The following is a 19,879-nucleotide window of genomic DNA, read 5'->3' as shown; positions in this document are numbered from 1 at the left end:
ATGTTTCTATCGATCATACTAGTTTCGACGAATTACCCGGTCTCGAGAGGTGTCGGCTTTCGATTCCGAAACCCTTAACCATCGGGTCTCTGAACGTGGAAGGTAACGAACCCGTCCGGGCTTTTGCAGCCAGTTCGGCCGGTCAGCATTCGCCATCGCATGAGCAACACACCATCGAACACCAGAGTACGACGTACCGAACGCGAAACAACCGACACCGAAGAGACCGCGACCGAATCCGAGCAAAACGACCTCGCCTGTCCGGAGTGTGCAGGCAACCTCGTCGTCGACGACGAACACGGCGAAACCGTCTGTGAGGACTGCGGCCTCGTCGTCGAGGAGGATTCCGTCGACCGCGGCCCCGAGTGGCGGGCCTTCGACGCCACCGAGAAAAACGAGAAGTCACGCGTGGGCGCGCCCACGACGAACACGATGCACGACAAGGGGCTCTCGACGAACATCGACTGGCGTAACAAGGACGCCTACGGTAACTCCCTCGGCTCACGCCAGCGCGAGAAGATGCAGCGCCTGCGCAAGTGGAACGAGCGCTTCCGGACCCGCGACTCCAAGGAGCGCAACCTGAAACAGGCACTGGGCGAGATCGACCGCATGGCCTCCGCGCTCGGCCTCCCGACGAACGTCCGTGAGACCGCGTCGGTCATCTATCGCCGCGCGCTCGACGAGGACCTGCTCCCCGGCCGCTCCATCGAGGGCGTCTCGACGGCCTGCGTCTACGCCGCGGCCCGCCAGGCCGGCGTTCCCCGCAGCCTCGACGAAATCGCCGACGTCTCCCGCGTCGAGAAAAACGAGATCGCTCGCACCTACCGCTACGTCGTCCGCGAACTCGGCCTCGAGGTCCAGCCCGCCGACCCCGAGAGCTACGTCCCCCGGTTCGCCTCGGGACTCGAACTCTCCGACGAAGCCGAACACCGCGCCCGCGCACTCCTCCAGAACGCCAAGGAGAAGGGCGTCCACAGCGGGAAGTCGCCGGTCGGCCTCGCAGCCGCCGCCGTCTACGCCGCAGCGCTTCTCACCAACGAAAAGACGACCCAGGCCGCCGTCAGCGACGTTGCGGACATCTCCGAAGTCACGATCCGGAACCGCTACCACGAACTCCTCGAGGCCGAGGAGACTCTCGGTCTGGCGTAATCGGCACTCGTCGACAGTCGTCGACGTTCGACGATCTCTTTGCTGTTTGTCTTTCTCGGTTCGCTCGAGACCGCGTCTCGTCCTTACTGGTTTGACTCCCGATAGGCGTGCGTGACTACCTCATACAGTTTCGGATCGGTGTCTGCTCGAGCCCATCTCAAAACATCCATATACAGATAGTTCGAGAGTCAGTTCTAACTTATGATAGCTATTCGTAGGCTTGTTGAAGAAGCTAGTTTTTGTGTCCGTTATAACTGCTGTGTTATAGATATTGAAGCTCTCCGGGCATGTGTGTCTATCTTATCGGGAAATAAGGTGAGAAAATAGATGTTACTGTTGTATCTCTCGACTCGGTGTACACGAACACATGCACTTCAGCGGCTTCTAAGCTGATTTACTGCCGGTGTTTTACTCTCTTCTCTAAACCAGTCATATCCCATACTATAATGGCTATCTAGTAGTTTGCTTAGCGAAATAATAGTCGTCTGATCGTTGAATCCGTCGAGTTGTCACGGAACACGTCCAGCGATCGATCCCGTCGCGACGACGGCGACGAGGACGCCGACGGTTCCGGCGGGAGCGACCAGCCTCGGCGCTCCTTCGGAGACGCCGAACGTCGCCTCGAGTCTCGGTTCTTCGCGGAGACGGGACGCGAGCGTCTGTCGCAGCGTTTAGGTACCGGTCGCTCGAACCGACGAATCGGTGATGCGCTGGCAGTATCGCGATACGGTGTTGGTCATCTGTACGCTCGCGCTCTTCGTGACGGTGTACGGCCGGTTAGCGCTGAGTCCGGTCGTCCCCGACGTCGCGACCGAGTTCGACGTCTCGAACGCGATGATCGGCGCCGCGCTCTCCGGCATGTGGCTCACCTACGCGCTGACGCAGTTTCCGAGCGGTCTCCTCGCCGAACGGTACGGCGAGCGGCTGGTGATTCTCGCCTCGATCGCCGGAACCGTCCTCGCGACGTTCGTCATCGTCGCGGCGCCCGGGTTCGTCGTGTTCTCGGCCGGCGTGTTGGTGCTCGGCGCCCTCGCGGGATTACACTACAGCGTCGCGACGACGCTGCTCACGCGCGTCTACGACGATATCGGCACCGCGATCGGCGTCCACAACTCCGGGGCCCCGCTGGCGGGCCTCGCCGCCCCGGTTATCGTCTCGTGGGTCGCCGTCCGGTACGGCTGGCGGCCGGCCGTCGCGCTCACCGTCGCCGTCGGCGTTCCCGTATTCGTTCTCGCGGCGTGGCGAATCCGGCCTACCGAACCGCGCCAACCGACGCAGCCGCTGCGTGACCTGTTCGACCTCGGAGCGATGCGAGGGCTGCTCTCCCGACCGGCGGTGATCTTCACCGGCGTCATCGCGATTATCGTCGAGTTCACCTGGCAAGCCGTGGCCTCGTTTCTGCCGGCGTTTTTCGCCCAGTACCACGGGTATTCGACCACGGTCGCGGGGATCTTCTTCGGCGTCTACTTCCTGATTCAGGGGACGTTACAGGTCGGCGTCGGCGCGATCGCCGACCGCTTCGGTCGCGACGTCGCGATCGGTCTCTGTATGGCTGCCGGCATCGCGGGACTCGCGCTGCTCGTCACCGGTGGCGATCTCGTGACGCTTACGGCCGGGACGCTTCTCCTCGGCATCGGGATGGGGTGGGGCGCGGCGGTGTTCCCGCGATTCATGGATCGGCTCTCGGCGGACGAACAGTCGTTCGGATTCGGGCTGTTCAGGACGGTGTATATGACCGTCGCGGCGAGTGGCTCCGTCGTCGTCGGACTCCTCGCCGATCTGTTCGGCTGGGCCGTCTCCTTCGGATTCCTGACCGCACTCCTCGGACTCGTCTGCGCCCTCCTGCTCGTCAACGCCCTGTTCGACCTCGGCTACTGAGATCGCTCCTGGACCATCTCGTCACCGGTCATGAGGGTTGCGCGTCACTCGAGCCAACGCCAGCTCGCGATCACTTCGTCGTCACCGTCGTCGCCCCGTCGAATCGCAACAACACCGTCTGGGCGACGTCGCCGAACAGCGCCTTCCCCGTCGGCGATCGGTTTCGCCCGGTCACGAAGACGTGATCGCAGTCCCGTTCGTTCGCCAATTCGATGATCCGTTCCGGCAACTCACCCGCCGCACCGAGGGCGGTATACGAGATATCGGTCCCTTCGAACGCCTGCGACGCGACGGACTCGGCCTCGGCTTCGGCGTCCGATTCGATCATCTCGAGCGTCGAAACCTGGTTCCCGTCCCGGGCGTCGGTGCGAGCCTCGCGCTGGTACTCTTGCCGGTCGACGAACGTACAGACGAGGAGTTCGGTGTCGGTTCCGGTCGCGTATCGCTTTGCGGCCGCCAACAACTGTTCATCTGCCGATTCTTCGGTCAAGACGACTAACGCCGTGTGCATATCCGAGGATACAGTGCGAGGCACAAAAAGTTACGCTCCCGTGTATCACGGGTTCGTATATGGGCTCGGTTCGGTCTGCTGAACCGTGTGTTCTTTTCCGTCGAAGAGGTCGCCACGAGAGTACCACTACCGAGTGGTTTGTTTCAGACCCAAATCAGACGATTTCAGTACTGTTGAAACTAGCTGTGTAGCGAACCACCCAATTGTATACAGAGGTACTACTGTAAATGCCTGTGAGGAGACCTCGAGAGAGCCCGATTTGCAGGCAGATACAGGGTTTCACCATTATTGAAACAGTGTAGCGTTCGTCGACGCACCATCGATTCGATCGTTCGTATACGCCGACGACGCTTCGTCGCAGCGACTCGAGTGTCGACCTCGCTTTTTCCGTCGCGAGTGCCAGCTATCGATCACCGATCTCGTTGCCCACTCGATCGCCGGACGACGTCGCGGTCGGTGTGTAACTCGTTTCAACTGCTACTCAGAACCATCGCTGAATTCGAACGACGGTCTACGAGGACGACGGGTGGGTCACTCGCGCGTCGAGCGCGTCAGTCGACACCCGCAGGACAGAGTGAAAAGAGTCGATATCAACGAACCGAAGGGGTGCGGTTCGTCGTTAGCTTCGCATGGCTCGCACGACCGGGAGCAGGATCGTGGCCACGCTCAGGAGCAAGACGACGACGGCGATCGGGCTGGCGGTGAGGACTTCCATCGGCCCGTCGTAGATAACGAGCGAGCGCCGGAGGTTCTCCTCGGCGATCGGCGCGAGGATCAGTCCGAGGACCATCGGCGCGAGCGGATAGCCCCGCAGTCGCATGATGAACCCGAGCCCGCCCGCGGCGAGCATGATCCAGGCGTCGAAGACGTTTCCGCGGAGCGCGATCGCCCCGACGACACAGAGGACGAAGATGACGGGCCAGATGAGCGACTGGGGAATGTTGATCAGCCGCGCCCAGTAGTTCGCGCCGAGAAGCCCGAAGATCAGGATGAAGACGTAGATGAGCAGGAAGCCGACGAAGATCGTGTACAGCAGGCCGGTCTCGTCCTGGTAGAGCTCCGGTCCGGCGTTGACGTTGTGGACGAGCAACGCGCCGATGAGGATCGCCGACACCGAGTCGCCGGGAATCCCGAGCGTGAACGTCGGAATCAACGCGCCGCCGGTACTCGCGTTGTTACCGGACTCCGCGGCGGCGACGCCGCGAACGTTTCCGTCGCCGAACGACGGCATCGTGTCCTTGAGCCATCGGGTCGCCTCGTTGTACGTGATGAACGCGGCGATGTCACCGCCGGCGCCGGGAATCGCGCCGATGAGCGAGCCGATCACGCCGGAGCCGACGGAGGTCGGTGCGATCGCCTTCAGGTCGGATTTCGACGGGAGAAAGCCCGTGATCTGCTGGTTGATCTTGTTTTGTTCGTCGCTGATCCCCTGGGAGTACTTTCTGAGTCCCTCGGCGATCCCGAACAGGCCGATCATCACCGCGATGAACTCGACGCCGGTGAGGAGTTCCGGAACGTCGAACGTAAACCGCTGGTAGCCCGACACCGGGTCGATCCCGACCGTCGCGACGAGCATCCCGAGCAGCCCGGAGATCATCCCCTTCGTCAGCGAGTCGCCGCTGACGCTCGCGATGATCGTCAGTCCGAAGATCGCGAGCGCGAAGAACTCGGGCGAGCGAAACTGCATCGCCGCGTCCGCGATGACCGGCGAGAAGAACATCAACGCGAGAACGCTGATGAATCCGCCGACGAACGACGCGATCGTCGCAACCCTGATCGCCCGTCCGGCCTCTCCCTTCTGCGAGAGCGGGTAGCCGTCGAAGATCGTCGCCGCGGCCGACGGCGTCCCGGGCGTCCGGATCAGGATCGCCGGAATGGACCCCGCGTAGACGGCTCCGCCGTAGATGCCGAGCAGGAGCATCATCCCGGTCGCGGGCTCCATCGTGAACGTAAACGACAGCATGACCGCGATGGTCATCGTCGCGGTCATACCGGGGATCGATCCCATGAGCATCCCCAGCAACACCCCACCGATCATGACGGCCAGAACGGCCGGATCCATGACGTTCGAAACGCCGGTTGCGATGTGTTCGACGACCATTATATCACCATCAGCGGAAGCTCAGGGAGTAGCCGTGAGATCGGAATAATCCCCTCCGGCAGTCGAACCATGAAGATCCGACTGAAGATGTAGAACAGGACGATCGGCAAGAGAAGCGACACTGTCGCGATCAGCGGCTTCGATCGAACGTCGGAGTAGTACATGATCGGCGGCAGGAACAGCATCGAACCGACGAGAAAGCCGGTGTACGGCATCACAGCGAGGTACGCCAGGAGCAACCCGGTGACGATCACTGCTGGCGTCAGTTCGAAGTCACTCACGTCGAGTTCCGTATCGTCGTCGACGATGATATCTGCGACCGCGAAGACGATGATCGTCAGGGAGATGACGATCGGAAAGAATCCGGCCCCGAGTCCCTCTCCGCTCGGGAACTGGCTCGCGTAGTAGATCGTCGCGAACGAAAGCAGTATGAAGACGGCCGCGAGCGGATTCGACGTGATGTTGTCTACGTTTAGCTGTCGAACGCTCCGTGTGAATTTCTTTATCATCTGTAATCTCCCGTGCTCGTAGTGCACTGACTATCATGGATCGTCATAAATTTACTGAAAGAGCGGCCCTGCCGCGCGGCTACCGGACATTCGGTCCCGTTGACCGGTTTCGGTCGACGGCGACTCGAGCGCCCCGGCCGGCGACCGGTCGTCCCGAGGGGGGCCGATTCGGCCATCTCGCCGTCGCTATCCCACCGACAGGTTAATGAGGGAACTGACGCTATCGATAACCGTTCATGACCCTGAGCAGCGTAACCGACGGTATCGATCAGGTTCAGTTCGAACACGTCCGCGTGTTAGTGCTCGAGGACGTGCCGACGGGCCAGACGACGCTGGTCGACACCGCCTTCGAGGAGAACGGCGAGGAACTCGTCGAGACGCTCGAGGCCGAGTACGGCGACATCGATCGCGTTATCCTCACGCACGGCGACCACGGCCACCACGGCGGTCTCGCCCACGTCGTCGACGCGTTCGATCCGAAACTCGTCATGCCGGCAGACGAATCCAAGCTCTACGACCACCTCGAGGAAGCGGACCTCGACGTCGAACCCGACGTCGCCTACGAGGACGGCGACCTGCTCGAGGGGAACATCCGCGTCGTTCAGGTGCCCGGCCACACCGAGGCGACGTCGGCCCTGTTGCTCGAGGACCGCGAGATTCTGATCTCGGGCGACACGCTCGACGGCGCCGACCGCGGCGGAATGCCGGAGGGATACCTTCTCCCGCCGCCGGCGCTGTTCAACGACGACCACGAGGCCGCCGAACTCAACCTCTACAACCTGCTCGAGTACGACTTCGAGGCGGTACTCGTCTTCCACGGCTCGCACGTCTTCGAGAACCCGAAGCAGAAACTCGACGACTTCCTGGTCGAGCGCGAGTGGAACGAGTGGGACCCGCGGACGGACGACGAGTAAGACGGATCTCGGCAGCGACGATGACGACGTCCCGGCGAACCCGCGACTCGACCCGCGGCCGTGTCGGGATCGACGGGCAGTTTTCTGTACACGGATTCGCTCGAGTGTCGAGGCTCGACGGGCACGGAACGGGGTAGGAGCGTCGAGGCTCGAGCGCGAGGTCACAGGGTGATAACGAGTCGGACACTCGAGAGTCAAGCAGTCGACAGGAACAGCGTCAGTGATCGAACGGGCTCTTTTCTCCCGCCAGTCGACCGAACGCGACTCGCGGTCGACTCGACGTCGAACAGCGTGCGGACTGACAACCGGTACGATCGCTGAACGGATCGCGGTCACACTAGCGCCGTCGATCGCGCCTCGTCAGTCGCGAAGCACCGAAACGTCGAAGACGGGTTTGCAGGTCTCTCCCTCGAGGAACGTTTCGAACGCCGACTCGGCCTCGAGCAGGCTGAACCGATCGTCGAGGAACGTGTCGTGGTCGACGTCGCCGGAGTCGATCAGCCGGAACGCGCGCTCGAAGTCCTCGTACATCGCGCTGTAGGTACACTGGAGATCGATCTCCGAGCGGACGAGCGGCGTGAGGTCGACCGTCGTCTCGCCGGTTTGCCCGACGAGAACGATCTGTCCGCCGGTTCGGACCTCGTCGATCGCCATCGCCAGTCCCGAGGGGTGGCCGGTCGTGTCGAAGACGACGTCGTAGCCGACGCCGTCGGTTCGCTCCTCGCGATAGGCCTCGAGGTCGTCGCGTTCGACGTTGATCGTCGGGTAACCGAGTTCCTCGGCGAGGGGGAGACGGTAGGCCGTATCCTGACCGACGCCGGCGACGACGACCTCGGCGCCCTGTGCGTCCGCGACCTGCGCACTGAGGATTCCCATCGGTCCGGGTCCGGCGACGAGGACGCGGTCGCCGGGTTTGACTCTCGAGTTCTGGATGACCGCGCGCGTGGTGATCGCGGTCGGTTCGACGAGCGCGGCGTGTTGTGGCTCGATGTCGTCGGGAACCGGGTGGAGGTCTTCTTCGGGGACGGCGATGTAGCCGGCGTAGGCGCCGTCGTGGTCGACGCCGGTGATCTCCTTGTTCGGACAGACGTTCGCCTGTCCCATCTCGCACTGATAGCAGACACCACAGCTCCGGATCGGTCGCTCGACGACGCGGTCGCCGACGTCGAACGTCGTGACCGCGTCGCCGGTCTCGACGATTCGGCCGGTGTACTCGTGACCGATGATCGTCGGGAGTTCCATCCGTTCGAACGCCGGCTTGAACGCGTAGATACCGGCGTCGCTTCCACAGAGTCCGGCGTACTCCACCTCGATCAGCGCCTCGTCCGCCGCCGGCTCTGGACGGTCGGCGGTGACGAGTTCCATACTCCCAGCGCTACGACTGGTCTTGGCTAGGCCGCGCATGGTCTCCCTTCCTCGCTACCGAGCTATAAACTTACGGATCGGGAGAGAACGGTCCGCTGTCTCTCACTGGCCGTCGATCGGTGCTCGTCGCCCCGTCCGGCACAGAACCGGCTGGCGACCCGTATCGAGATATTATGACATATATTCTGTCAATAAAATACCGTTCCATCTCCATATTCGAAGGTTTTAAATATTGGCATGAGAATTCCTTCAGGTATAATGGTAGAGAATACCAATGGTTGTGGGGAACAGCGCACGGTCAGTCGACGCACCGCACTGGCAGCGGTGGGTGCCGCTGGGTTCGGATTGACGGCAGGCTGTCTCGACGAACTGCAGGGCGACGGCGACTGGCCGTCGCGTTCGGTCGAAGTCGTCGCGCCGTGGTCCGCCGGCGGCGGCGCCGACCGGACGAGTCGACAGATCGCAGAGGTGGCCGAAAGCCACACCGACGTCTCCTGGAACGTGAGCAACCAGACCGGCGGCTCCGGTTCGGTGGGAATGAACGCCGTCGCCACCAGCGATCCCGACGGCCACACGCTCGGCTGTACGGCGCCGGAAATCGCGATGTTCGAACACCGCGACATCGAGGATCTCGGCCCCGACGACATCACGCCGATCATGCAGTACACGGAGATGCCGGCGACGCTCGTCGTTCACGAGGACAACGACGACATCGATTCGCTCGACGACTGGATCGCGTACGCCGAGGACAATCCGGGAGAACTCCAGATGGCGAACTCCGGGACGGGCTCCTCCTGGCACCTGGCCGCAGCCGGGATCGCCGACGAGGCGGGGGTCGAGGTCGAACACATCAGTTACGACGGTGCATCCGACGCGATGTCGCACGTCATCAACGGTGAAGCCGACTGTACCGCAGTCGGTGCCGCCGAAGCCGCGCCGCAGGTTCACGACGGCGAACTGCAGGCCCTCGGCGTCGCGTTCGAGGAGCCGGCCGACGCGCTGCCGGACGTGGAGACGCTTGCGGACCAGGGCCTCGACATCGAGATCGGGTCCTGGCTCGGCCACTTCGCGCCGGGCGACGTCGACGACGAGACGCGCGACGAGATCGTTGACGTGTACGAGTCGGTGTTCGAGGACGAGGAGTTCGAGGAGTTCATGGATAACAACGACTTCATGCTGGTCCAGCGCGGCCCGGACGAGTTCGCCGACTTCCTCGACGAGCAGTACGAGTACTACGGCGACCTCATCGACGACCTCGACATCTAAGCCCCGATTGCCGAACGACGACCGCCTCGAGAAGCTCACGGATTCAGCCGTGGATCGGCCGAACCTTTAGGTCGTCACAGCGATATTCTCGACCATGTTCGACCGCGACACGCGCCACGGCGGATCTCGGGAGCGGGGGACTCGAGCGGTACTCGACGCACTCGAGGCCGGGATCACGGCCGCCCATCCGGATACCGTTCTCTCGGACGCGATCGACCTCGAGGGATCGACGCTCCGGATCGCCGTCGACGAGTACGACCTCGATAGCTACGAGTCGGTCGTCGTCCTCGGCGGCGGCAACGCCGCGGGACGGATCGCGAGTCACCTCGCCGACCGCCTCGGCGAGCGACTGGCGGGCGGCGTCGTCGTAACGGACGATCCGGCGCCGGCGGGTCCCGTCGATGTAATCGAGGGCACCCATCCGACGCCGAGCGAACCGAACGTCGACGGCGCGCGTCGCGTTCTCGAGCGAGCGCGGGCGTGCGATGACGAGACGCTGGTGTTGGCGCCGGTGACCGGCGGCGGCAGCGCGTTGCTGACCGCGCCGGTCGAGGGCGTCGACCTGGACGACGTTCGGACCCTGACCGACGAACTCCTCCGGAGCGGCGCGCCGATCGATCGAATCAACGCCGTCCGAAAGCACGTCTCCGCGCTGAAGGGAGGGCAGTTGGCTCGCGAACTCGCCCCCGCGACGACCGTCGGCCTCGTCTTCAGCGACGTGACGTCGAACGATCCGTCCGTCGTCGCCAGCGGCCCCCTGTCTCCCGACCCGACCACGTACGAGGACGCACTCGAGGTGTTAGCGACGTACGAAATCGACGCGCCGGCGGCCGTCACGCGCCAGCTTCGGGCCGGCGTCGAGGGAACCGTCGCCGAGACGCCGGGACCGAACGATCCGGCCCTCGAGTCGGCGTCCGTGACCATCCTCGCGGACAACGCCACCGCGCTGACGGCGGCCGCCGCGGTCTGCGAACGCGCGGGGTTCGAGCCGCTGCTCCTGTCGTCGTCGATCCGCGGCGAGGCTCGAGCGGCCGCCACGACCCACGTCGCTATCGCCGAGGAGATCCGTCGGAGCGGCCGCCCCGTCTCCCCACCCGCTGCGATCGTCTCGGGCGGCGAGACGACGGTGACGGTTACCGGCGACGGAACGGGCGGCCCGAACCAGGAGTTCGCACTCGGCGCGGCGCTCGAGCTACCGGCCGAGACGGTACTCGGGGCCGTCGACACGGACGGGATCGACGGGCCGACCGACGCCGCGGGGGCGGTCGTCACACCCGACGTCGTCGACGACGAGCGTCGCGCTCGAGCGATGCTGGCCGACAACGACGCCTACCCGTATCTGGACGAGCGCGGCGCGCTCGTGCGATCCGGCGCGACCGGGACGAACGTGAACGATCTGCGCGTGCTGCTCGTTCCCGCGACCGACGATCACTCCCGGTCGTAGGTGAGCGTCCACTCCCGGTCGAGCAGCCAGTCGTTGAGTTTCTCGAGTGGCTCCTCGTGGACGCTGGTCCCGTGATGGACCAGCACTGTCTCGACGTCGTGGTCGAACAGTTTGACCAGGTTGCGCTCCGCCGCGGCGTGACCGTGATCGTTGAACTGCTCGGCCGGCGGCACGAGGTAGCCCGGCGGCAGGCCGCGCCGGTCGGAGCCCTCGAGTGCGTCCCCCGAGATCAGCGTTCGATCGTCCTCGAGTAAGAACGCGGTCGTCGCGACCGTGTGGCCGGGGATCTCGATCGCGCGGACGTTTCCGGCGAGCCGGTCGCCGTCGACGAACTCGACGTCCGGTCGAACGTCGAGGGACTCGTAGAAGTGTTTCGCACCCGCCGGCGCGGCGATTTCGGGATCGAAGCGTTCGATCAACGTCGGAAGCCCGCCGAAGTGTCCCTCGTCGCCGTGAGTGATGAGGACGCGGTCGAGGCCGCCGAACTCCGCCTCGACGATCGTCACCAGTTCGTCGCCGTCGTCGGGGAAGGCTGCGTCGACGAGCGTGATCGTGTCTTCGGGCCGGTCTTCGAGGACGAAGACGCGGATGTGGTCGAACTCGATGGCGTGGATACCGTCGGATAGCTCTCGGACGGACATTGCGTCCGAACAATCGGCGACCGTCCGTATAAACCGCGAGTGGACTTCCCAGCGGCGTGGAGTTTCGCTCCGCCGGCCCGGGTGCTCGAGAACCGGTAGATTAACGTAACGCTCGGCTGTGTTCCCCACTATGCATACGATAGAGTACGACGTGGAGCGACCGGACCGCGATATCGTGGCGGCGTTCGAAGACGTTCCGAGCACCATCGTTTCCGACGTGACGGGGAACGTCGGGCTGACGATAGACTCGGGCATTCGTCCCGCCTACGACGGGATCGACGTGGCGGGAACCGCGATCACCGTCAAGGCTGCCCCGGGAGACAACCTGATCATCCACAAGGCGATCACGATGGCCGAACCCGGCGACGTGCTCGTCATCGACGCCGACGGCTTCACCGAGACGGGCCACATCGGCGAACTCATGTGTACCTCCTGCCAGGCGAACGATCTCGCCGGTCTCGTCATCGACGGCGCCTACCGCGACAGTCGCGAGATCGCCGAGATGGAGTTCCCCGTCTACGGCCGCGCCGTCCACCCGCGCGGTCCGCTCAAGCAAGACCCCGGTTCGATCAACGTGCCCGTCTCCTGTGGCGGCGTCACCGTCGAACCCGGCGACGTCGTCGTCGGCGATGACGACGGCCTCGCGGTCGTCCCCGCCGACAGCGCCGAGACCGTCCTGGAGCGCTCGCGCGAGAAGCTCGCCTCCGAGGACGACGTCCGCGAGGACGTCCTCGAGGGCGAGTACCTCTTCGAACGCAACGGCTACGACAGCCTGTTCGAGGACCTCGAGGTCGTCGGTCCGGAAGACTCGATCCAGTGATAGTCGTTCTCGACTCGGACTGACGCGTCGAGACGCCGAAACACGCGGTGATATTGCCGCCATATATATTCATCCTTTATTTCCGTTATTGATCGATAATCGACGACTCGAGTCGTCTGCCCTCTGCGATCGGGTCCGTCGTACCAGCGGACGGTCACGAAGTGACGGCTGCAGATCGCCGACGACGACCGAGTTTCAAAATGGTCGAAAGAACCCGTAGCCCTTAATAGCGCGTGACCGTACCACGCGGTATGGGGGAGAACACGAAAACGGACACGCGGCGGCTGAAGAGCGTCGAGCAGTCGTTCACCATCGTCGAATACCTGCGAGAGCGCGACGGCGCGACGCTCACGGAGATCGCCGACGATCTCGAGATGCCGGTCAGCACCGCCCACATCCACCTGTCGACGCTACTCGATACCGGGTACGTCGTCAAGGTTGACGGCGAGTACGACTGCAGTTTTCGGTTTCTCGCGACGGGCGGCGAAATGCGAGACACCATGGCGCTCTTTCAGGCGACGAAGCCCGAGATCGACGATCTACGGGAGCAGTTAGGAGAACACGCGAACCTCACGGTCGAGGAGAACGGCTACGCGGTTCAGCTGTACAAGTCCGAGAGCCCCGATTCGGTCGACGACAACGCGCCCCTCGGCCGGCACCTCCACCTTCACTCGACGGCGACCGGGAAGGCGATCCTGGCGCGACTGTCCGAGGAGCGACTCGAGGCCGTCCTCGAGAAGCGCGGCCTCCCCGCCGTCACCGAAAACACGGTGACCGACGAGGACGACCTCCGCGACGAGCTACGGACGATCCGCGACCGAGGCTACTCGATCAATCGCGGCGAACACTATCCGGGCGTCTGTGCCGTCGCGACTTCAATAGTGTCGGAACCGGACGGGGTAATCGGTGCGATCAGCGTCAGCGGTCCGCTCAGTCGGATGGGGACGGACCGAATCGAGGACGAACTCGTCCCCAAACTGCACAACAAGCAGAACATTATCGAACTGAAAATTCGCCAGCACCAGTAGCGACGCGGCCGCGTCCGTTCCCGATTTTCGCCGTCAACCGGAGGCTGGTACCCAGACACCGTCCCGTCGTTCTCACACTGGTATTACGATTGTATGGGTGTAATAACGGATTGATTGCGATCGCTCGAGTTTCGATAATATTGAAAGGCCTGCGCGGCGGCGGAGTCGCGTCGAGCGCGGAACCGGCATAGGGCGGGGCTCCGAAACATATATAGGCGATTCGGCTGTAGCGACCGATAGACTCCAGAAATGGCTACGCAAAACGTCTTAGTTACGGGTCCGTTCGGCGAAGCCGGGCAGGCGCTACGGACGCATCTCATCGGCTCGGAGGAGTACGAGTTCACGCTGCTCGACCGCAACGACCACCCCGACTACGAGACGCACGTCGCGGATATCAGCGATTACGACGCGATCCGTCCCGCGTTCGAGGACCAGGACGCGGTGATCCACCTCGCGGCGCAGTCCGACGCCGGCGCGGAGCTGGACGAGGTTATCCAGCCGAACATCGTCGGCACCGTCAACGTCCTCGAGGCCGCGGAAGACGCCGGCGTCGAGAAAGTGATCTACGCCTCCTCCCAGCGCGTGATGGGACTTTACGAGGAGGACAACGCGCCGGAGCTCTACGAGAAGGACCACGACCTGCTCCTCGACCACGAGACGCTCCCGAAGCCCGACGGCTTCTACGGCGCGACGAAAGTGTTCGGCGAGAACATGGGTCGCGTCTATGCGCGACGAGAGGGCGCCCCCTCGCAGTTCTTTTCGATTCGGATCTCGAGCGTCCGCGCCGAAGCGTACGACCACCCCTACGGCGACGCCGAGCGCGGCGTCCACCGCGGCACCGACGACGCGGTCGACGGCGACGACGCCTGGGACCCGTCCCAGACCGGTTCGTGGGAGCGCGGCAGCGAGGAGTACGAGGAGATGGTCGACCGACTGAAAGCCTCCTGGACCTCCCAGCGAGACTTCGCGCACCTGATCGAGTGCTGCCTCGAGAACGAGACCGTCACCTACGACACGTTCTACGCCGTCAGCGACAACGCCGCCCGCTGGTTCGACACCGAACACGCCAAGGACGTCCTCGGCTACGAACCGCAGGACGACGGCTCCGAGTGGGACCAGCCGCCGAACGTGAACGAGACGCCGCAATCGTAACGACGTGATCGCTGCGATCGGATGAAAAGGTCTACTACCCCGGTCACACAACGCTCACGGTGAATGCACGATGCGAGCCGCGGTTCGGAACGAGCGGTTAGCAGGCGATCCCTCCTCAGCAGCGCCGGTGTCGGCGGACTCGTCGGCGTCGCGGGCTGTCTGGACGCCCTCGAGAGCGAGCCCGGCGACTTTCCGACGCGACAGATCGAAATCGTCTCGCCGTGGGCCGCCGGCGGAAGCGCGGATCAGACGAGCCGTGCGATCGCGGACGTCGCCGAAGCGCACACCGAGACGTCCTGGTCCGTCGTCAACGAGACCGGCGGCACCGGACTGGTCGGAATGGCCTCGGTCGCCCGATCGGCCAGGCCCGACGGCCACACGATCGGCGTTATCGCCGGCGAAATCACGATGTTCGACCACCTCGGACTCGCGGACCTCGGCCCGGAGGACGTCCGCCAGCTCATTCAGTACACCGAGACGCCGGCGGCCGTCGCCGTCCACGAGGACTCGTCGTTCGAGACCATCGACGACCTCGTCGACTACGCCGACGACAACTCCGGAGAACTCCAGATCGGCAACTCCGGAACCGGGAGTACCTGGCACCTCTGTGCCGGCGGCTTCGAACTCGAGGCCGATATTGACGTCCAGCACGTCCCCTACGACGGTGCCGAGACGGCGATTCAGAACACCGTCAACGAGGAAGTCGACGCGACGACCGTCGGCGCACCCGAGGTCGCCCCGCAGGTACACGACGGACCGCTGCGCGCACTCGGCGTCATGAGCGACGAGCGCCACGACGCGCTGCCGGAAACGGAGCCGCTGTCCGAGTTGGGGTACGATCTCGAGCTCGGGTCGTGGCTCGCCGGCTTCGTCCCGCCGGAGACGCCAGATACCGTCTACGATTCGCTCCTCGAGGTCTACAACGCGGTCTACGAGGACGAAGCGTTCGAATCGTTCATGCAGTCGAACGACTACGCGATGGTTCGACGCGGCCCCGACGAACTGGCCGACTTCATGGACGACCAGTACGAAACCTACGGCGAGATTATCGACGAACTCGGAATTTGAGCCGACCGGAGGCACGGTTTCGGTCACCGACCGAAGAGCGCTCCACTCGTCTTCTTCAGACCAACCTACCAGAAGCATATGATACTATTAAATCTGGTAATAAACAGAGCGGAGAAAGTATAACTCCGACGGGCGCCATCAGGCATATACTCAGAAATTGTCGTATCTGGGCTCGAAATGCCAAAATTTCGGCCATACGAATCTTATTCAGTGTGCGTCACACTGTCGGCTATCTCGTTTCTCCGCCCTCGCCAACTATTTGCCTAACTGGTCGGAAATCGGGTTCAAATGGTCGGTTAGCAGTCTCCGATCGTTTCCAGTACAGTTCATAAACAAATTTTCCCGACAGGTAATGTATATGGCTATCTGTAGAAATAGTAAGTAAACAAACTATCTTAGTAGCGATTTTCTCGAGCGTCCCGCCAACCGACGACCGACTCGAGACTGAATCGCCGTAGCGACTCTCTCGACGGCTCTCAGGCGAGAATACGCATATCTATAACCTTTTACGTGCCCGCTACGGAGTCGTATACCATGCCCACGAGCACGGACTACAACGCGTCGAGCGGTGGTGTCGACCATGGGTGACACACCGTCCCGACGAACGGATCGAACGGTTGTCGCAGACGGCGGCGTTCGCACGTACACCGTCCGCCTCGAGCTTGTCGACGAGCCCGGCGAACTGCTGGACGCGCTCGCGCCGATCGCCGAGAACGGCGGGAACCTCATGAGTATCCACCACGAGCGCGGCAATATCACGCCGCGTGGCCACATCCCGGTCGAAGTCGACCTCGGCTGTCCGCCGGACCGCTTCGACGACATCGTCGAGGGGCTCCGCGAGACGGGCGTCAACGTCATTCAGGCCGGTGCCGAACGCTACGGCGAGGAGGTCACGCTCGTCCTCGTCGGCCACCTCATCGAGACGGATCTCTCGGATACGATCCTCCAGATCGAAAACAGCACGAGCGCCGCGTTCCTCGACCTGTCGCTGTCGGCGCCTGAAGGAACCGGCGACATCTCGAGTGCGCGAGTTCGACTCGCGATCGACTCCGGCCGATCCGAGGAGGTCTTCGAGACGATTCGCTCGATCAGCGCGGAGAAGGATCTTACCGTCGTCGAGCCGCTTCTGGGGGTGGACGCCTGATGAAGCTCGCAGTTCTCGGCGCCGGGACAGTCGGCCAGTCGGTCGCCGACCTCGCCGGCGACTACGGCCACGAAGTCGTCGCGCTCGCCGACTCCACGAACGCCGTGATCGACGCCGACGGCATCGACGTCGAATCGGCGCTCCAGCGAAAGGGAGGCGACGAGCCCATCGGTATCAACGACCCCGAAGACGTCTTCGAGACCGACTACGACGTCCTCGTCGAGACGACCCCGACGACGCTCGGCGACGCCGAGCCCGGCTTCTCGCACGTGAAACGCGCCCTCGAGGACGACCGCCACGTCGTGCTCGCGAACAAGGGTCCCGTGGCCGAACGCTACGAAGACCTGCGCGCACTCGAGGCAGAGAGCGCGGGGTCGGTTCGGTTCGAGGCGACCGTCGGCGGCGCCATCCCGGTGCTGTCGNGCTACGAAGACCTGCGCGCACTCGAGGCAGAGAGCGCGGGGTCGGTTCGGTTCGAGGCGACCGTCGGCGGCGCCATCCCGGTGCTGTCGACGGTCGAGGACTGTACGCCACAGGCTGTTACCGCGGCCCGCGGCGTCCTGAACGGCACCGCGAACTTCATTTTGACGCGGATGGCCGCCGAAGGACTGGACTACGAGCACGTCCTCGCGGANCCGCGGCCCGCGGCGTCCTGAACGGCACCGCGAACTTCATTTTGACGCGGATGGCCGCCGAAGGACTGGACTACGAGCACGTCCTCGCGGAAGCCCAGGATCTGGGCGTCGCGGAGGCCGACCCGACGTTCGACGTCGATGGCACTGACGCTGCGCTCAAGTTCGTCATCCTCGCGAACGTCCTCAACGGCGGCGGCTTCTCACTCGAGGATGCGACGGTCGAGGGAATTCAGGACATCCCCGGCAGCGCCCTCGACCTCGCGGCCGAGGACGGCCGGACGATCCGGCTCATCGGCGAGGCGACCCGTGACAGCGTCCGCGTCGGCCCACGACTCGTCCCCGAGAACGGTGCGCTCGCGGTCACCGGCACGCGAAACATCGTCCAGCTCGAGACCCGCAACGCCGGTTCGCTACACTCGAGCGGGCGCGGCGCGGGCGGCCCGGAGACGGCGACGGCGGTGCTCTCGGACGTCGGTCGACTTCCCTCACGCTATCGTAGTCAGTGAAACGATTTACACACCGATCGCAATGCCATCCTGCGATTGGGTGTGCAGTGACGTTCACTGACTACCATAGGTCGAACGTGACGCTCGAATCGACTCGTCTCGTCTCGGTACTGCGGATTCCCGACGTTTTTCGCTCCTTGCCGATGCGTTCGCCGACGATCGAGTCTGTACTCTCGTCGGTGGGCCGATAGTAGCTCTTGCAAGTTATCGCACGCCCGATCGCAGGGCTGCGTTGCGATTGGTGTATAAATCGTTGCAAGAGCTACTATCGTCGGGGGTAGCCTCCGGCCCGACTCGCAGCGTTCCGCATACGCGCGGGCAATATATCACTCAACCAGAGCCAGCGCCGCTTAGAGAACTCAGAGCCAGCGCCGCCAGACCCCAGAGCGAGAACCCAGACGACGAGCCGCGATGTCGGAGTCGGTACTCTTCGTTCTCGAGCGCAGCGAGCTATAGTACCCACCGAACGTCATTGCGAACTTGATCGCCAGATGACGTTACGGTCAGTGTGTAACTCGTTTCAGTGGCTATTATACAATCGACGAACTCGTCAACGATATCGGACGCCGATGTGTCGAACGATCTAGAACCGTTTGGGATGGGGCCGCGTCGTCGAAGCGAAACGGGAGACTGCACCCCGGTCGATTCGACCAGCCGTCGTCTGTCGAACCAATCGTGTTGTGTGAACGCTGAGCAAACCGCAAGACGGCGTCGGGTTCGGCAGAATACGCTTTCGAAATGGTTTTAACCGCAACGAGCCAAAGAGACCGATATAAGCGCCTCTGCGCGTGAGCTACAACAATGAGCGAACAACACCAGAACCTGGCCATCATCGGCCACGTTGACCACGGGAAGAGTACGCTCGTGGGACGACTCCTCTACGAGACGGGGAGCGTACCCGAGCACGTGATCGAGCAGCACCGCGAAGAAGCAGAAGAGAAGGGTAAGGGCGGCTTCGAGTTCGCCTACGTCATGGACAACCTCGCCGAGGAGCGAGAACGTGGTGTCACCATCGACATCGCCCACCAGGAGTTCTCGACGGACGCCTACGACTTCACCATCGTCGACTGTCCTGGCCACCGTGACTTCGTCAAGAACATGATCACCGGGGCGTCCCAGGCGGACAACGCCGTCCTCGTCGTCGCCGCCGACGACGGCGTCGCGCCCCAGACCCAGGAGCACGTCTTCCTGGCTCGTACCCTCGGTATCGACGAACTCATCATCGGCGTCAACAAGATGGACGTCGTCGACTACAAGGAGGACACCTTCGACGAGGTCGTCGACGAAGTCAACCAGCTGCTCCAGCAGGTGCAGTTCCAGACCGACGACGCCTCGTTCATCCCGATCTCGGCGTTCGAAGGCGACAACATCGCCGAGGCCTCCGACGAGACGCCGTGGTACGACGGCCGTACCCTGCTCGAGGCCCTCAACGACCTGCCGGAGCCGGAGCCACCGACGGACGCACCGCTCCGACTCCCGATCCAGGACGTCTACACGATCTCCGGTATCGGTACCGTCCCCGTCGGACGTATCGAGACCGGTGTCATGAACATCGGCGACAACGTCTCCTTCCAGCCGAGCGACGTCGGCGGCGAGGTCAAGACGATCGAGATGCACCACGAAGAGGTGCCCAAGGCCGAACCCGGTGACAACGTCGGATTCAACGTCCGCGGCATCGGCAAGGACGACATCCGCCGCGGTGACGTCTGTGGCCCAGCCGACGAGCCGCCAAGCGTCGCCGAGACGTT

General features: G+C 63.5%; 16 protein-coding genes and 1 pseudogene. 12 read left to right on the top strand and 5 right to left on the bottom strand.

Translation table 11 applies throughout. The annotated features are described in order from the left end of the window. The first annotated feature begins 159 nt into the window (after positions 1 to 159). Together C493_RS05150 and C493_RS05145 are read left to right on the top strand one after the other, a co-directional pair. Complete coding sequence (locus tag C493_RS05150; RefSeq protein WP_007258350.1) at positions 160 to 1,149, top strand: transcription initiation factor IIB; 990 nt, start codon at positions 160 to 162, stop codon at positions 1,147 to 1,149. Positions 1,150 to 1,854: 705 nt separating this feature from the next. Beyond that, positions 1,855 to 3,027 carry an MFS transporter gene (locus C493_RS05145; RefSeq protein WP_007258349.1) on the top strand — a complete coding sequence of 391 codons (1,173 nt, stop codon included), beginning with the start codon at positions 1,855 to 1,857 and terminating at the stop codon, positions 3,025 to 3,027. Between the two features lie 70 nt (positions 3,028 to 3,097). On the opposite strand, the gene C493_RS05140 is transcribed toward C493_RS05145, so the two are convergent. From C493_RS05140 to C493_RS05130, 3 genes are all read right to left on the bottom strand, one after another. Beyond that, positions 3,098 to 3,538 (bottom strand): universal stress protein, encoded by a 441-nt coding sequence (locus tag C493_RS05140; RefSeq protein ID WP_007258348.1) that lies wholly within the window; start codon positions 3,536 to 3,538, stop codon positions 3,098 to 3,100. A gap of 619 nt (positions 3,539 to 4,157) precedes the next feature. Further along, positions 4,158 to 5,639, bottom strand: coding sequence for a tripartite tricarboxylate transporter permease (locus C493_RS05135; protein WP_007258347.1), 1,482 nt, complete (start codon positions 5,637 to 5,639; stop codon positions 4,158 to 4,160). After that, positions 5,639 to 6,148 (bottom strand): tripartite tricarboxylate transporter TctB family protein, encoded by a 510-nt coding sequence (locus C493_RS05130; protein ID WP_007258346.1) that lies wholly within the window; start codon positions 6,146 to 6,148, stop codon positions 5,639 to 5,641. Before C493_RS05130 ends, C493_RS05135 begins: the two co-directional genes overlap by 1 nt. Positions 6,149 to 6,384: 236 nt before the next feature. On the opposite strand from C493_RS05130, the gene C493_RS05125 reads away from it, so the two are divergent. After that, a complete protein-coding gene (locus tag C493_RS05125) occupies positions 6,385 to 7,062 on the top strand; it encodes an MBL fold metallo-hydrolase (protein WP_007258345.1) in 678 nt (225 codons plus the stop codon). Positions 7,063 to 7,422: 360 nt separating this feature from the next. Here the strand turns inward: C493_RS05125 and C493_RS05115 are convergent, their stop codons facing one another. Beyond that, entirely contained in the window at positions 7,423 to 8,466 is a 1,044-nt protein-coding gene (locus tag C493_RS05115) for a zinc-dependent alcohol dehydrogenase (protein ID WP_007258344.1), read from the bottom strand. 219 nt (positions 8,467 to 8,685) lie between these two features. On the opposite strand from C493_RS05115, the gene C493_RS05110 reads away from it, so the two are divergent. After that, positions 8,686 to 9,693 (top strand): Bug family tripartite tricarboxylate transporter substrate binding protein, encoded by a 1,008-nt coding sequence (locus C493_RS05110; protein WP_049889144.1) that lies wholly within the window; start codon positions 8,686 to 8,688, stop codon positions 9,691 to 9,693. Between the two features lie 94 nt (positions 9,694 to 9,787). Then, positions 9,788 to 11,137 carry a glycerate kinase type-2 family protein gene (locus C493_RS05105; protein ID WP_007258342.1) on the top strand — a complete coding sequence of 450 codons (1,350 nt, stop codon included), beginning with the start codon at positions 9,788 to 9,790 and terminating at the stop codon, positions 11,135 to 11,137. Here C493_RS05105 and C493_RS05100 read toward each other — a convergent pair. Further along, entirely contained in the window at positions 11,122 to 11,778 is a 657-nt protein-coding gene (locus tag C493_RS05100; protein WP_007258341.1) for an MBL fold metallo-hydrolase, read from the bottom strand. The genes C493_RS05105 and C493_RS05100 overlap by 16 nt on opposite strands. A 130-nt stretch (positions 11,779 to 11,908) precedes the next feature. On the opposite strand from C493_RS05100, the gene C493_RS05095 reads away from it, so the two are divergent. The 7 genes and pseudogenes from C493_RS05095 to C493_RS05065 form a co-directional block, all read left to right on the top strand. Further along, positions 11,909 to 12,598, top strand: coding sequence for a 4-carboxy-4-hydroxy-2-oxoadipate aldolase/oxaloacetate decarboxylase (locus C493_RS05095; RefSeq protein WP_049889143.1), 690 nt, complete (start codon positions 11,909 to 11,911; stop codon positions 12,596 to 12,598). Between the two features lie 251 nt (positions 12,599 to 12,849). Next, positions 12,850 to 13,626, top strand: a complete 777-nt coding sequence (locus C493_RS05090) for an IclR family transcriptional regulator (protein ID WP_007258339.1) — start codon at positions 12,850 to 12,852, stop codon at positions 13,624 to 13,626. A gap of 249 nt (positions 13,627 to 13,875) precedes the next feature. After that, positions 13,876 to 14,778, top strand: a complete 903-nt coding sequence (locus C493_RS05085; protein WP_007258338.1) for an NAD-dependent epimerase/dehydratase family protein — start codon at positions 13,876 to 13,878, stop codon at positions 14,776 to 14,778. Positions 14,779 to 14,841: 63 nt separating this feature from the next. Beyond that, the gene (locus C493_RS05080; protein WP_007258337.1) at positions 14,842 to 15,846 is read left to right on the top strand and encodes a Bug family tripartite tricarboxylate transporter substrate binding protein; all 1,005 of its coding nucleotides are present in this window, start codon (positions 14,842 to 14,844) and stop codon (positions 15,844 to 15,846) included. Between the two features lie 580 nt (positions 15,847 to 16,426). Further along, positions 16,427 to 16,990 carry a hypothetical protein gene (locus C493_RS05075; protein WP_007258336.1) on the top strand — a complete coding sequence of 188 codons (564 nt, stop codon included), beginning with the start codon at positions 16,427 to 16,429 and terminating at the stop codon, positions 16,988 to 16,990. Then, positions 16,990 to 18,131 (top strand): annotated as a pseudogene (locus tag C493_RS05070) (homoserine dehydrogenase). The gene C493_RS05075 and the pseudogene C493_RS05070 overlap by 1 nt, the downstream one beginning before the upstream one ends. An 801-nt stretch (positions 18,132 to 18,932) precedes the next feature. Next, positions 18,933 to 19,879: elongation factor 1-alpha (locus tag C493_RS05065; RefSeq protein WP_007258335.1), on the top strand; the 947-nt coding region annotated here is incomplete at its 3' end.

The organism is Natronolimnohabitans innermongolicus JCM 12255 (genome assembly GCF_000337215.1).
In the GTDB taxonomy this organism is placed as follows: Archaea; Halobacteriota; Halobacteria; order Halobacteriales; family Natrialbaceae; genus Natronolimnohabitans; species Natronolimnohabitans innermongolicus.
Note: the sequence above shows the minus strand (reverse complement) of the source record. Positions and strands in the feature narration are given on the sequence as shown.

Coding starts and splice junctions, on each gene's coding strand:
- C493_RS05105 (WP_007258342.1), top strand. CDS start 9,788: ATGTTCGACCGCGACACGCGCCACGGCGGATCTCGGGAGCGGGGGACT.
- C493_RS05075 (WP_007258336.1), top strand. CDS start 16,427: ATGGGTGACACACCGTCCCGACGAACGGATCGAACGGTTGTCGCAGAC.
- C493_RS05125 (WP_007258345.1), top strand. CDS start 6,385: ATGACCCTGAGCAGCGTAACCGACGGTATCGATCAGGTTCAGTTCGAA.
- C493_RS05095 (WP_049889143.1), top strand. CDS start 11,909: ATGCATACGATAGAGTACGACGTGGAGCGACCGGACCGCGATATCGTG.
- C493_RS05090 (WP_007258339.1), top strand. CDS start 12,850: ATGGGGGAGAACACGAAAACGGACACGCGGCGGCTGAAGAGCGTCGAG.
- C493_RS05100 (WP_007258341.1), bottom strand. CDS start 11,778: ATGTCCGTCCGAGAGCTATCCGACGGTATCCACGCCATCGAGTTCGAC.
- C493_RS05110 (WP_049889144.1), top strand. CDS start 8,686: ATGGTAGAGAATACCAATGGTTGTGGGGAACAGCGCACGGTCAGTCGA.
- C493_RS05150 (WP_007258350.1), top strand. CDS start 160: ATGAGCAACACACCATCGAACACCAGAGTACGACGTACCGAACGCGAA.
- C493_RS05115 (WP_007258344.1), bottom strand. CDS start 8,466: ATGCGCGGCCTAGCCAAGACCAGTCGTAGCGCTGGGAGTATGGAACTC.
- C493_RS05145 (WP_007258349.1), top strand. CDS start 1,855: ATGCGCTGGCAGTATCGCGATACGGTGTTGGTCATCTGTACGCTCGCG.
- C493_RS05140 (WP_007258348.1), bottom strand. CDS start 3,538: ATGCACACGGCGTTAGTCGTCTTGACCGAAGAATCGGCAGATGAACAG.
- C493_RS05085 (WP_007258338.1), top strand. CDS start 13,876: ATGGCTACGCAAAACGTCTTAGTTACGGGTCCGTTCGGCGAAGCCGGG.
- C493_RS05130 (WP_007258346.1), bottom strand. CDS start 6,148: ATGATAAAGAAATTCACACGGAGCGTTCGACAGCTAAACGTAGACAAC.
- C493_RS05135 (WP_007258347.1), bottom strand. CDS start 5,639: ATGGTCGTCGAACACATCGCAACCGGCGTTTCGAACGTCATGGATCCG.
- C493_RS05080 (WP_007258337.1), top strand. CDS start 14,842: ATGCACGATGCGAGCCGCGGTTCGGAACGAGCGGTTAGCAGGCGATCC.